Origin of the sequence: Pseudomonas sp. CBC3, assembly GCF_037967085.1 — a bacterium.
Lineage (GTDB): Bacteria > Pseudomonadota > Gammaproteobacteria > Pseudomonadales > Pseudomonadaceae > Stutzerimonas.
Window position 1 is genome coordinate 1,045,089 of record NZ_JBANEO010000002.1, and the last position, 13,117, is coordinate 1,058,205.

12 protein-coding genes are annotated in these 13,117 nt (G+C 61.3%); 6 read left to right on the forward strand and 6 right to left on the reverse strand.

Features of this window, described 5'->3' with window-relative positions; all coding sequences use genetic code 11:
- Positions 1-29: 29 nt before the first annotated feature.
- The 4 genes from V6943_RS12015 to V6943_RS12030 all read right to left on the reverse strand — a co-directional run bounded on the left by V6943_RS12015 (position 30) and on the right by V6943_RS12030 (position 4,686).
- Positions 30-1,616: an ABC-F family ATPase gene (locus tag V6943_RS12015; RefSeq protein ID WP_131648689.1), complete on the reverse strand. Its 1,587-nt coding sequence runs from the start codon at positions 1,614-1,616 to the stop codon at positions 30-32.
- Between the two features lie 402 nt (positions 1,617-2,018).
- Positions 2,019-2,990, reverse strand: a complete 972-nt coding sequence (locus tag V6943_RS12020) for a TAXI family TRAP transporter solute-binding subunit (protein ID WP_181103678.1) — start codon at positions 2,988-2,990, stop codon at positions 2,019-2,021.
- A 72-nt stretch (positions 2,991-3,062) separates the two neighbouring features.
- The gene (locus tag V6943_RS12025; RefSeq protein WP_131648691.1) at positions 3,063-3,416 is read right to left on the reverse strand and encodes a RidA family protein; all 354 of its coding nucleotides are present in this window, start codon (positions 3,414-3,416) and stop codon (positions 3,063-3,065) included.
- 25 nt (positions 3,417-3,441) lie between these two features.
- Positions 3,442-4,686, reverse strand: coding sequence for a D-amino acid dehydrogenase (locus V6943_RS12030; RefSeq protein WP_340553589.1), 1,245 nt, complete (start codon positions 4,684-4,686; stop codon positions 3,442-3,444).
- Positions 4,687-4,809: 123 nt separating this feature from the next.
- Here V6943_RS12030 and V6943_RS12035 point away from each other — a divergent pair, with 123 nt between their 5' ends.
- Both V6943_RS12035 and zapE read left to right on the forward strand, forming a co-directional pair.
- Positions 4,810-5,721 (forward strand): LysR family transcriptional regulator, encoded by a 912-nt coding sequence (locus V6943_RS12035; protein WP_340553590.1) that lies wholly within the window; start codon positions 4,810-4,812, stop codon positions 5,719-5,721.
- 74 nt (positions 5,722-5,795) lie between these two features.
- A complete protein-coding gene (gene zapE / locus V6943_RS12040) occupies positions 5,796-6,923 on the forward strand; it encodes a cell division protein ZapE (protein WP_340553591.1) in 1,128 nt (375 codons plus the stop codon).
- A 6-nt stretch (positions 6,924-6,929) separates the two neighbouring features.
- On the opposite strand, the gene V6943_RS12045 is transcribed toward zapE, so the two are convergent.
- Positions 6,930-7,208: a peptidylprolyl isomerase gene (locus V6943_RS12045; RefSeq protein WP_340553592.1), complete on the reverse strand. Its 279-nt coding sequence runs from the start codon at positions 7,206-7,208 to the stop codon at positions 6,930-6,932.
- Between the two features lie 243 nt (positions 7,209-7,451).
- On the opposite strand from V6943_RS12045, the gene V6943_RS12050 reads away from it, so the two are divergent.
- The 4 genes from V6943_RS12050 (at position 7,452) to V6943_RS12065 (ending at position 12,061) form a co-directional block, all read left to right on the forward strand.
- Positions 7,452-8,540 carry a gluconokinase, GntK/IdnK-type gene (locus V6943_RS12050; RefSeq protein WP_340553735.1) on the forward strand — a complete coding sequence of 363 codons (1,089 nt, stop codon included), beginning with the start codon at positions 7,452-7,454 and terminating at the stop codon, positions 8,538-8,540.
- A 42-nt stretch (positions 8,541-8,582) separates the two neighbouring features.
- Entirely contained in the window at positions 8,583-9,860 is a 1,278-nt protein-coding gene (locus V6943_RS12055; protein ID WP_181103672.1) for a TRAP transporter large permease, read from the forward strand.
- 97 nt (positions 9,861-9,957) lie between these two features.
- Positions 9,958-10,974 carry a TRAP transporter substrate-binding protein gene (locus V6943_RS12060; RefSeq protein ID WP_181103670.1) on the forward strand — a complete coding sequence of 339 codons (1,017 nt, stop codon included), beginning with the start codon at positions 9,958-9,960 and terminating at the stop codon, positions 10,972-10,974.
- A 67-nt stretch (positions 10,975-11,041) separates the two neighbouring features.
- Positions 11,042-12,061 carry a LacI family DNA-binding transcriptional regulator gene (locus V6943_RS12065; RefSeq protein ID WP_340553593.1) on the forward strand — a complete coding sequence of 340 codons (1,020 nt, stop codon included), beginning with the start codon at positions 11,042-11,044 and terminating at the stop codon, positions 12,059-12,061.
- A gap of 44 nt (positions 12,062-12,105) precedes the next feature.
- On the opposite strand, the gene V6943_RS12070 is transcribed toward V6943_RS12065, so the two are convergent.
- Entirely contained in the window at positions 12,106-13,020 is a 915-nt protein-coding gene (locus V6943_RS12070; RefSeq protein ID WP_131648699.1) for a LysR family transcriptional regulator, read from the reverse strand.
- Positions 13,021-13,117 lie beyond the last annotated feature (97 nt).

The window sequence follows — 13,117 nt, forward strand, 5'->3', positions numbered from 1 at the left end:
AGCGGGGCGTCTTCTATCGCTGCGATCCCTTAGATCACGCCGAGGCTGCGCAGGTAATCGTCATAGGTGCCGCTGAAGTCGGTCACGCCCGAGTCGGACAGCTCGATGATGCGGGTGGCCAGCGAGCCGACGAATTCGCGGTCATGGCTGACGAAAATCAGCGTGCCCGGATAGTTCTCTAGCGCCAGGTTCAGCGCCTCGATGGATTCCATGTCCAGGTGGTTAGTCGGTTCGTCCATCACCAGCACGTTGGGCTTTTGCAGGATCAACTTGCCGAACAGCATGCGGCCCTGCTCGCCACCGGAAATTACCCGCACCGATTTCAGGATTTCGTCGTTGGAGAACAGCATGCGGCCGAGAGTGCCGCGCACCAGCTGCTCGCCGCCCTGGGTCCACTGGCCCATCCAGTCGAACAGGGTCGCGTCATCTTCGAAATCTTCGGCATGATCTTGCGCGTAATAGCCGACGTCAGCGCTTTCGGTCCACTTCACCGAGCCGGCATCCGGCTGCAGATCGCCGACCAGAGTGCGCAACAGGGTGGTCTTGCCGATGCCGTTGGGGCCGATGATGGCGACACGTTCGCCAGCCTCTACGGTGAAGCTGAAGTTCTTGAATAGTGGTTTGCCGTCGAAGCCCTTGGCCAGGCTTTCTACCGTCACGGCCTGACGGTGCAGTTTCTTGGTTTGCTCGAAGCGGATGAAGGGGCTGACGCGGCTGGACGGCTTGACTTCGTCGAGCTGGATTTTGTCGATCAGCTTGGCGCGCGAGGTGGCCTGCTTGGCTTTCGAGGCGTTGGCCGAAAAACGGCTGACGAATGTCTGCAGCTCGGCGATTTGAGCTTTCTTCTTGGCGTTGTCCGACAGTAAGCGCTCGCGGCTTTGGGTAGCCGCGGTCATGTACTCGTCGTAGTTGCCGGGGAACAGACGCAGCTCACCGTAATCCAGGTCGGCCATGTGTGTGCACACGCTGTTGAGGAAGTGCCGGTCGTGGGAAATGATGATCATGGTGCTGTTGCGGACTTTGAGAATGTCTTCCAGCCAGCGGATGGTGTTGATATCCAGGTGGTTGGTCGGCTCGTCGAGCAGCAGTACTTCCGGGTCGGAGAACAGCGCCTGCGCCAGGAGCACGCGCAGCTTCCAGCCGGGTGCTACTTCGCTCATCGGGCCGAAGTGCTGTTCCAGCGGAATGCCCAGGCCCAGCAGCAATTCACCCGCGCGGGATTCGGCGGTGTAGCCGTCCAGCTCGGCGAACTCAGTTTCCAGCTCGGCCACGGCCATGCCGTCTTCTTCGCTCATCTCCGGCAGCGAATAGATGCGCTCGCGCTCGGCCTTGACCTTCCACAGCTCCTCGTGACCCATGATCACCGTGTCGATGACATTGAAGTCTTCATAGGCGAACTGATCCTGGCGCAGCTTGCCCAGGCGCACGTTGGGTTCGAGCATCACCTGGCCACCGGAAGGCTCCAGATCGCCGCCGAGGATTTTCATGAACGTCGACTTGCCGCAGCCGTTGGCGCCGATCAGGCCGTAGCGATTGCCGTTGCCGAACTTGACGGAAACGTTCTCGAACAGAGGTTTAGCGCCAAACTGCATCGTTATATTAGCGGTGGAGATCAAAGCGGTGTCCTGGGGTTTCAGAGAGGCCGGGGTGCGGCACAGGCGCGACCAAGCCCGGTCGATTCGACCGGCGCGAGAGGCGAGTTGCGTAAAGGGCGTGCATTGTAGTGCGGATGGCCGCGATTCGACAGGGCTTCGCGTGTCCGTTTGGTCGCCTGCGTCATCAGCCAAAGGTTCTGGGGCGAGAGAAATATAGCGAGGCGGGTAAACGCGATGGTCATACCGATTACAGGGAAAAGCGCGGGTACCGTACGCAACCACGCGCTGAACGGGATCGCGGCGGTGGTCACGGTCGACAGCGAAATGCACGCCGACGCGTGCGCTTGCATTTCGCTGACGTTTGTCAGTAGGCGCCACCAGCCTTAATGGCAAGCGCCGCTCTGTCAAAGCGGCGCCATTCGGTCACAACCAGCCTTTTTCCTTATAGAACCGCTCGGCGCCCTCGTGGAGCGGGGCGGTGAGGCCGACGCGGATCATGTCCTTGGCTTCCAGATTGGCGAAGGCAGGATGCAGGCGCTTGAATCGTTCGAGGTTGTCGAACACGGATTTGACCAGCTGATACACCACTTCCGGGTCGGCCTTAGCGGTGGTCGCCAGCACGGCCTTGCCGCCAATCGAAGGCACCGCCGCATCCACGCCTGGGTAGAGCCCGGCTGGAATTTCGGCGGCGGTGTAGTAATCGGCACCTTGGAGAAACTTCTCGATTTCCTCACCGCTGACTGGGATCAGCTCGGCCTCGACATTGGTCAGCGCCTCCTGGATCGCGCCGCTGGGATGGCCGACCACATAGGTGATGGCGTCGAGGTTGTTGTCGCCGAGCGCCGAAGCCATTTCCGCGGGCTTAAGCTCGCCGGCCAGGGCAAAGTCGGCGTTGGTCCAGCCCTTGGCCTTCATGACTTCGTCGAAGGTGTCGCGGCTACCGGAGCCGGGCACGCCGATGTTCACTCGCTTTCCTTTGAGATCGTCGAATGCCTTGATGCCACTGTCGGCCCGGGCCACCACGGTGAGGATTTCGGTCTGCAAGGAAAACACCGCCCGAAGCTCATCGATCGGACCATCTTTGTCGAACGGTGCGAGCCCCTGCAGCGCTTTGTGCTGATGGTCCGACTGGATGAAGCCGAACTCGTATTCGCCGTTACGTAACGAGACGATATTGGTAACGCTGCCGGCGGTGGAGGGCGCGTTGCACTTGATCGCAGGCTGTACCTCGGCGCGGTTGAGCAGGCGGCACACCGATTGGCCGGCGGTGTAGTAGACGCCGGTCTGGCCGCCGGTACCGATGGTGACGAAACGCTCCTGCGCCGCAGCTGCGGTCGCACTCAGCGAGCCCGCCAAGACACAGCCCAGCAAGCCAATACGGATTTTCTGATTCATCGTCATTCCCTCTCGTGTTGTTGTTATTGGGTGAAACAAGGGTCGGCTCAGCAGCCAGCTAGCTACGAAGATTCAGGCAGCGGCAGCAATCACCATGATCTCAACCAGCACGTCCGCCGAGGCGAGGCGTGCTTCGACGGTGGCCCGCGCCGGTGCGCAACCAGCCGGGAGCCATTCGCTCCAGACGGCGTTCATGGCCGCGAAGTCGGCTTCGATATCCTTCAGCCAGATCTGTGCGCTCAGCATACGCGAGTGATCGGACCCGGCCGCGGCCAGCAGCCTGTCGATCTTCGCCAGCACCTGGCGGGTCTGCCCGGCGACATCCTCGCTACGGTCATCCGGCACCTGTCCGGCCAGAAATACCAGATTGGCGAAGGTCACGGCTGCGGACATGCGCTCGTTGGTCTCGATACGTTGCAGGGTCATGCGGAATCCTCTTCAGGTGATGCAGTCAGGATGTAAGGGTCAGGCCATCCAGCGCAACGGCAGGGCGCTGGTCGCCAATCAGACCACAAAGCAGGTCGGCGCTACCGCAGGCCAGGGTTAAACCGAGGCTGCCATGTCCGACGTTGAGCCAGAGATTGTCGAGCGCAGTCGCGCCGAGCAGCGGCGTACCTTCAGGCGTAGCGGGGCGCAGACCGGCCCACTGGGTAGCGCTGCGATAGTCCCCGGCGGCGGGGAAGGCCTCGCTGGCGAGGCGCTGCAACATGGCGATTCGTCCCTGGTCCAGGCTCGCATCCCAGCCGCCGATATCAACCATCGCCGCCACCCGCAGGTTATCGCCGAGGCGCGCGTAGACCACCTTGTTGTCGTAGTCGGTCACGTTGGTGTCGGGGATGCCGGCATGGTTGCGCAAGGGCAACGTCAGGCTGTAACCCTTGAGCGGATAGATCGGCAGTTCGATGCCAAGCGGCCGCAGCAGCGCCACGCTGGCAGCCCCGGCGGCAACCACCAGATGATCCACGGCCAGTTCTTCAGGGCCGAGCCGCACCGCGCATACCCGGCCCTGCTCGCTGCGCAATGCGGTGACGGTCTGGCCGCCGTGCAGTTGAAAGTTCGGCGATCGGCCAAGCCGTTCCAGCAATCGTCGGCAGAACAGATGGCAATCCGCGACCTCGTCGCCGGGCGAGTAGATGCCGCCTTGCAGCGCGTCAGCCAAAGGCTGCAATGCGGGCTCAATGGCTGCGCATTGATCGGCATCGAACAGCTGTTGATTGCCGTCGCCATTCAAACCCGCTGCGGCTTTGTCCAGGCTGGCGCGGTCGCGGTAGATCACCAGCTTGCCGTTGGCGCGCCAGGCGAAATCGTCCAGTCCATCCTGTTCGCGCCAGTTGCGCAGCACCTGCTGGCTATGAAGGGCCAGGCGCAGCAAATGCGCGGCGTTGCGCCGATTGGTCGAGCGGCGGCAGGCGAGCAGAAAACGCGCGCACCAGCGCCACTGCTGCATGCTCATCTTGGGTCGGAAACGCAGTGGGGCATCGTTGCCGCGGAGCATCCAGCCGAGCGCTTGCAAGGGCACGCCGGCATCGGCCAGCGGTGATACGTAGCGATAACTCAGTTGGCCACCATTGGCGAAACTGGTCTCCAGCGCCACTTGGTCGCGCTTCTCGATCAGCTCGACCTGATGGCCCTGGCGCACCAGTGCATAGGCCGTAGTCAGCCCGATGACGCCGCCGCCGATTACCGCAATTCGCATCGTGCCGCTCCGTGAGATGGATGACAGAAGCCTAAGTCCGCACCAGCGAAGCGGCCAATGAAAGGTTGGAGGCAACACATAACCCAGGGTTATGCTTCGTCCCAACCACTGGGGAACCTGCATATGCGCCTTCGCCACATCGAACTCTTTCAGGCCATCCTGCAGACCGGCAGCCTGACCGCCGCTGCGCAGCTGTTGCATATATCCCAGCCAGCGGCGAGCAAGATTCTCAAGCATGCCGAGCAGCAGCTCGGCTTCGCGCTGTTCAATCGGGTGCGCGGCAAGCTGCAGCCGACTGCCGAAGCGCGCATCCTGCAACAGGAAACCGAACGTCTGGCTGCGGACTTGCAGAGCCTTCGACGTCTGGCCGGTAATCTCGGCCGCGGCGAGGAACGGGCGTTGCGGCTAATCTGCACACCCGCGCTGGCCCAGGTGCTGCTGCCCGAAGCGTTGCGCTGCTGGCGCAGCCGTTTCGCCAGTACGCCGTGCCAGCTCGCCACCCAGCACACGGCGGAAATCGTCGAGGCATTGTTGTTGCGCGAAGCCGATCTTGGGCTGACGCTGCAAACGGTGGAGCATCCCGGCTTGAGCAGCGAGGTGCTCGCGCAGGGACAGATGATGGTGATTGCGCCGGCCAACTGGTGGGCCGATGCTGAGCTGGCGCGCCCCTTGCGACTGGAGGAGCTGGCCGGCGCGCCGCTGATTGGGCTGGACACGCGCGATGCGCTGGGCGGCCTGTTACGCGGCCACCTCGAAGAGCTCGATCCGCCGCCGCGTATCGACACCTGGGTGCAGACTTACCAGCTGGCGCGTTCGCTGGTGGCGGCGGGGCAGGGGTTGGCCTTGGTCGATCCGCTTACTGCGCTGGCCGGTGTCGATCATGCCGTGCAGGCGCGCCCGCTGGAACCGGCGATTCCGGTACCGCTGTATGCACTGGTGCGTGCTCAGGAAATATCGCCGCCCGCTCAGCTGGAGTTGCTGACCCAGATTCGCCAACAGGCCGATAGGCTGATGGCTGCGTCGCGGCGGTTCTGATCGTCCAGCGCCAGAGCTGTGCTTCAGGCGTTGCTGGGCTACCATCGCGGCCATCATTGATGTCGGCTTATTTCATGGATAACGCCTCTCCGCTTGCCCTGTATCAGCAGGCCATGGCTCGCGACGGTTTCGTCAGCGATGCCGCGCAGCTGCGTGCTGTCGAGCTGCTGCAAACCTGCTATCAGGCGTTGCATCAGCCCGGCGCCATCGAGGGTCCGCCTCGTGGTATCTACCTGTGGGGGCCGGTGGGGCGTGGCAAGACCTGGCTGATGGATATCTTCCATCGCAGCTTGCAGGTCCCGTCGCGGCGGCAGCATTTTCACCACTTCATGCGCTGGGTGCATATGCGGCTGTTCGCGCTCAATGGCACCGCCGATCCGCTGCGGGCGCTAGCACGGGAGCTGGCCGAAGAGGTCCGTGTGCTGTGTTTCGACGAGCTGTTCGTGGCCGATATCGGCGATGCGATCATCCTAGGCCGCCTGTTCGAGGTGATGTTCGAGCAAGGCGTGGTCATCGTCGCCACATCCAATCAGCTGCCCGGCCAGTTGTATGCCGATGGCTTCAATCGCGAGCGCTTTCTGCCTGCCGTCACCGCCATCGAGCACCATATGCAGGTGGTAAGTGTGGATGGCGGCGCTGACCATCGCCTGCGACCCGGTGCTGCGCTGCAGCGTTACTGGGTCAGCGATGATGAATGCAGCGGTGAATTGCAGCAGGTGTTCGCTGAGCTGGCTGAAGGCACCGTCAGCAATGATCCTGTGGTCATTGGTCGACGATCGTTGCAGGTGGTGCATCGCAGCCAGTCGGCAATTTGGTGTCGTTTCGACGATCTATGCGAGCAGCCGTTTTCGGCACTGGATTTCATCGAACTGTGCGACCGTTTCTCCTCAATCCTGATCAGCGAAGTGCCACGGCTAGGCAGCAAGCAGAGGGAAGGGCGCATCGCTCGTGGCACCGAAGACGCGGCCGCTCGGGTGGAAGCGGGGGACCGTGAACTGCCCAAGCTGGCCGCACGCGACGATGCGGTCAGGCGTTTCATTGCGCTGGTGGATGAATGCTATGACCGTCAGGTACCGCTGTATCTGCAGGCGCAGGTGCCGATGGACGAGCTCTATACCCAGGGCTATCTCTCGTTCGCCTTTCGCCGCACGCTGAGCCGGCTGCGGGAGATGCAGCTGCAGCGCTTCGGTACTGTGAGCTGACGAGTCTCAGTCGCGATAGAAGATCTGCACCAAGTGATAGCCGAACTGACTTTTCACTGGCCCATGCACTTCACGCAACGGCTTCTTGAAAATCACCTGATCGATGCTGCGCACCATCTGGCCGGGGCGTACCTCGCCCAGGTCGCCACCTTTCTTGCCCGAGGGGCAGGTCGAGTACTTCTTCGCCAGCACGTCGAAGGCTTCGCCATTGGCGATGCACTTTTTCAGCTGTGCGGCCTCGGCTTCGGTCTTTACCAGGATGTGGCGTGCCATGGCTTTGGGCATTACAGGTCTCCTCGGATGCGGCGGCGATTGTAGTCAGCACGCGGAGAAAACCGAAGCACCGAGGCCAACAAGACGACCATTCGGCAGAGTCGAAAAGCGACGAACGGTAGTTATAGTTAAAATATGTTAGCGCTACCATCTGGCTCAACAATCATAACGCGGCACATTGATGCTGCTGGAGAGCCGATAGTGGATTTCCACTCCAATAGCGACCTTCCCGTCACCAGCCGCACGCTGGTGGTCATGGGTGTCAGCGGTTCTGGTAAGACCGACACCAGCCACGCCGTTGCCGATGCACTGGGTTTTCGCCATATCGAAGCCGACAACTTCCATCCCGAAGAAAATGTCGCACGCATGCGTGCCGGCACGCCGCTGTCCGATGCCGATCGTGTCGAGTGGCTGCAGAAACTCATCATCGAGATGCAAAAGGCAATCGAAGACGATGTCGGCTTCGTGCTGGCCTGTTCTGCACTCAAGCGCCGCTATCGTGATCTATTACGCGACGCAGTACCGGCCTTGCGTTTCGCGCATCTGTCCATCGATTACGACACGGCCGTTCAGCGCGTCGGTGGCCGTGCTGGGCATTTCATGCCGATTTCCCTGGTGGACAGCCAGTTCGCCACACTCGAATCGCCGGAAGGCGAACCTGGTGTGCTGGTAGTCGATGCCAGCCAGTCGCGCGAGCAGGTCCTCGAAGAAATCGTCAGCTGGATGCAGCATGAATCTGGACTTGAAATCGCCGATCGCGAGGATCTTTCCGCACGCCCGCTTGATAGCGCTAACACAGAGCTGGAGCGCGGCGCTGAGTTGACCACCGCACCCATTTACAGCGGAAAAATAGCGCAGAGCTTCGATCGGATCACCGATTGGCTGATGGCAGGCTTGCTCGCTTTTATGGTGATCGTTGTGTTCAGCAGCGTGGTGCTGCGTTACGCCTTCGGTACCGGTTGGACTGGCGCCGAGGAGCTTTCGCGATTGGCCTTCGTCTGGCTGGTCTTCGTTGGCGTCGCGTCGAGTATGCGCCGCGGAGAACTGATGGCTTTCAGCATGATCCGTGATCGTTTTCCAAAGTTGTTTCGCCGCCTGGTCGATTCGGTCAGCTGGCTGATGGTGGCCGTTGCCAGCGGCATGGCTGCTATGGGCGGATGGAACCAGATGCAGTTCGGCTGGAACATCAATAGCCCGGTGGTGGGCTATCCGCTGGCAGTAGCGATGCTACCGGTGATGGCCAGCATGATCGCGCTGACGGTCCTGGCGCTTTTGCAACTCGTGAACGTATGGCGCGGGCAGCCCCAGCCGCATGCCGCCGACGCCAATGTAACGGCCGACTGATTTATCGATAACAACAGGGCAATGCCCGCCTGAGGACCGTACATGACTGTCGTCGTCTTCCTTTCTTCACTGTTTGGCTTCATGGCCTTCGGCATGCCGATCGCATTCGCGCTGATTCTCACTGGTGCGGTGCTGATGTGGTATCTGGATTTCTGGGATGTGCAACTGCTGGCCCAGAACCTTCAGGCCGGAGCCGACAGCTTTCCACTGTTGGCCGTGCCGTTCTTCATTCTTGCCGGTGAATTGATGAATGCCGGCGGCATTTCTCGTCGCATCATCAACATGGCGCAGGCCTATTTCGGCCACAAGCGTGGTGGGCTCGGGTATGTCGCGATTGCGGCCTCGGTGCTTCTAGCGAGCATGTCCGGCTCGGCACTGGCGGACACTGCCGCGCTGGCCACGCTGTTGCTGCCGATGATGCGCGAGCGTGGTTATCCGTTGAGTTCGTCATCGGGCCTGGTTGCGGCCGGCGGAATCATCGCCCCGATCATTCCGCCTTCGATGCCTTTCGTGATTTATGGCGTAGTCACCAACACGTCGATCAGTCAACTGTTCCTCGCCGGTATGGTGCCCGGTTTGATTATGGGCGCGGGTCTGGTGGTGGCCTGGACGTTGATCGCACGCAAGATCGAAGAGCCCCCTCAGGAAAAAGCCACCCGTGCCGAGCGCCGCAAGGCGCTGGTCGACGGAGCAGCCGCTTTGATGCTCCCGGTGATTATCGTCGGCGGCTTGCGCGGCGGGTTGTTCACGCCAACCGAGGCAGCAGTAGTGGCAGCGGTTTATGCGCTTGCCGTTTCGACCTTGCTGTATCGCGAACTCAACTGGCGCGGCGTAATAGAAGTGCTGACCCGCGCGAGCCGTACCACGGCGTCAGTCATGTTCCTCTGTGCCGCGGCAATCGTTTCCGGCTACATGATCACGCTGGCGCAGTTGCCGGACGAGATCGCCATGATGCTCGGCCCGCTGGCGCAAGATCCGAAGCTGCTGATGGTTGCCATCATGGTGCTGATGATTGCGATTGGCATGGTGCTCGATCTGACACCGACCATTCTCATCCTTGGCCCAGTGCTGGCGCCTATCGCGGTCAAGGCCGGTATCGATCCGGTGTACTTCGGCGTGATGTTCGTATTGATCGGCTCCATCGGTTTGATTACGCCGCCGGTGGGCACTGTGCTGAACGTTGTCGGAGGTATCGGCAGGTTGCGCATGGAGACACTGGTGCGCGGAGTGATTCCATTCTTCGTTATTTATTTGCTGATCGTCGCACTGCTGGTAGCCGTGCCGGCGATCATCACCGTGCCGCTGCAATGGTTGCGCTGATCGGGGCAGCTACTCGCTTCGCAGCGGCATTCAAGTTTCGCCTTGGCGAGAAAAGCTTCACCTTCATTTCATCCACAACAACAAAAGGTAAGACAGCATGAAACGATTTCTCATAGCGGCCCTGGCGGCCACCACGCTCGGTAGCGCCATCACCGCGGTCAGCGCGCAGGCGGCTGACGACGTTCGTTCGCGCATGATCCGCTTTGGTTATGGCCTCAACGAAGACAGCAACCAGGGCAGGGCGGCGAAGCTCCTTGCCGAAGAAATCGCCAAGGCGTCCGACGGCAAGCTCAAGATGCGGACCTTCGCCTCCGCTAGCCTGGGTTCGGACGATCAGATGCAGAACGCGCTGATGGGTGGAGCGCAGGAAATGATGGTTGGCTCGACGGCAACGCTGGTTGGCATCGCCGAGGAAATGGCGGTGTGGGATACGCCGTTCCTCTTTGAAAGCGAAAAGCAGGCGGATTACGTGCTCGACGGTCCGGTAGGGCAGAAGGTCATGGATGCGCTGGAAGAGAAAGGGCTGGTTGGCCTGGTCTACTGGGAGAATGGCTTCCGCAATCTCACCAACAACGTGCGCCCGGTCGAGAAGATGGAGGACTTCAACGGCATCAAACTGCGCGTGATGCCCAACCCTGTATTCATCGATACGTTCAAGCAGATGGGCGCCAATGCGGTCCCGCTGCCGTTCTCCGAACTGTTCACCGCGCTGGAAACCAAGGCGGTCGACGGTCAGGAAAACCCCTACAACACCATCCTCTCCTCGAAATTCTATGAGGTGCAGAAGTACCTGAGCGTCACCAATCACGTCTACAGCCCTTGGATCGTCACAGCGTCCAAGCGCTGGTGGGATGGCCTGTCCGAGACCGAGCAGAACATCATCATGGACGCGGCGAAGAAGTCGCGTGATTCGGAGCGCGAGGACACCCGTGCCGAAGCTCGCGAAGCCTTGGCGCAAATCGAAGAGCACGGCATGGAGATCAACAAGGTCAGCCCTGAAGAAATCCAACGTATGCGCGAGCAGGCCAAGCCGGCGATTCAGACCGTGATCGATACGGTCGGCGAGCCATTGTTCAATGAAGTCCAGGCAGAAATCGCGAAGGCGCCGAAGTGATCCTGCGCGCCCCTTCGGGGGCATCGTGCCGAGGTAGAATTCACGCCTCTCGTCGCTGGATCCCGCTATGAGTTCTCGTCGCCGTCGCTCGTTGGAGCGGGTCACTTTGTCTGATGTGGCTCGCAGTGCTGGTTGTTCATTGATGTCCGCTTCGCGTGCGCTGTCGCAACCGGAGCGAGTGTCCGATGCGCTGCGCGAGCGCGTCGTGGCTGCGGTCAAAGCGCTGGGTTACGTGCCGCATACCGCGGCGCGAAGCCTCGCCAGCGCGCGCTCGAATCTAGTAGCTGTGATCATCCCTTCACTGTCGAACGCCGTGTTCGTCGATACCGTCGAGGCGGTTCAGCGAGTCCTGATGCCGGCCGGGTATGAGCTGATGATCGGCGTTAGTCACTACCGTCCGGAGGAAGACGAGCGCCTGTTGCGTGCGTATCTGGCCCATCAGCCGGCGGGACTTCTGGTCACCGGCTTCCAGCGCAGCGATGCCGCGCGCGAAGTGCTGGGCAGCTACACCAGCCCCATCGTTACGCTGATGGAGCTGAGCGATGCGGACGAGGACTATTGCGTCGGTTTTTCCCAGTACGAAGCAGGCGCAGCAATGACCCGCAAGCTGCTCGAGCGTGGTTACCGCACTATCGCCTTCGCCGCTGCGCAGCTCGATCCGCGTACCCTGCAGCGTGCCGAAGGTTATCGGCAGGCGATGCGCGAGGCCACCCGCTACGACCCCGCGCTGGAGCTGCTGACGCCGGAGGTATCCTCCATCGGCCTTGGCGCCGAACTGCTGGACAGGCTACTGGCCCAGCAGCCAGGCATCGATGCGATCTTCTTCAATAACGACGACCTGGCGCTGGGGGCACTATTCCGTGCCCGCCAGTTGCAGCTGGCCGTTCCTGGGCGCTTGGCCATTGCCGGTTTCAACGACCTGCCAGCCGCCGCTTGGATGCACCCGGCGCTGACGACTGTACGCACCATCCGTGGCGAGATCGGCACGCTGGCCGGGCAGATGCTGCTCAGCCTGATGCGCGGCGAAACGCCAACGCAACGGCGGATCGATGTGGGGTTCGAAGTGGTGATGCGCGAAAGCGCCTGAAAACTGAACCGGCAGGCATTGCGCTTGCCGGCATCATCAACAGATCAGTCGGCCTGCTGCGCCGCCGTGACCTGCTGGGCGATCTCGATCATCTGTTCGCGCATCCAGCGGTTGGCCGGGTCTTGATCCGTGCTTTCGTGCCAGTAGATGTGCGTTTCCAGCGGTGGAATATCCACCGGCAGCGGTACCTGATGCAGGTCGTGGCGGCGGGCGAAACGCTCCGGCACGGTCACCGCCATATCGGTGTGCTGAATGACCTGAGTAGCCATCATGTAATGCTGCGAGCGCAGGGCGATCTTGCGCTGCAGCCCCATCTTACCCAGAGCCAGATCGACCATGCCCAAACCGCTGCGCCGGCTTGAGATATGAATGTGCGACAGCGATAGGTATTCCTCGACGCTCAGTTTGTCTTTCGCCAGCGGATGGCCGCGGCGCATCGCGCAGACATAGCTGTCCTCGAGCAGCTTGACGTGACGCACCTGCGGGTCGGTATTTAGTGGCGCGTCCATGGCGAAGTCCAGGCGCCCAGCCGCCAGCTCCTTGGTGGTCTCGCGGCGCTTGGCCAGCATGCTCTCGATCTTCACGTTCGGTGCCATGCGGCGCAGGCGTTGAAACAGCGGCGGCAACACCACGGCCTCGGTGAGGTCGGTCATGCTGATGCGGAAGGTCTTGTTTGCCTGCAGCGGATTGAAGGTACGGCTTTCCTGCACCGACACGCGCAGCAACTGCAATGCGTTGCGTACCGGGCCGATGATGTTCTGTGCCATCGGCGTCGGCACCATGCCTTGCGCGGTGCGCACGAACAGCGGGTCGTTGAAGGTCTCGCGCAGCCGCGCCAAGGCATTGGAAACGGCGGGCTGAGTGATACCGACGATCTGCCCGGCGCGGGTCAGATTCGCCTCGGTATAGATGGCATCGAAGACGATAAACAGGTTGAGATCGACCTTGTTCAGGTTCATTTCCGCAAGCTCTCCGGCTGGGTCATTCGCGCCGATCATATATCGGTGATGAATGTTTATACACGAGGAAAATAGCGTAGGTAAATCTTCAGCCCTG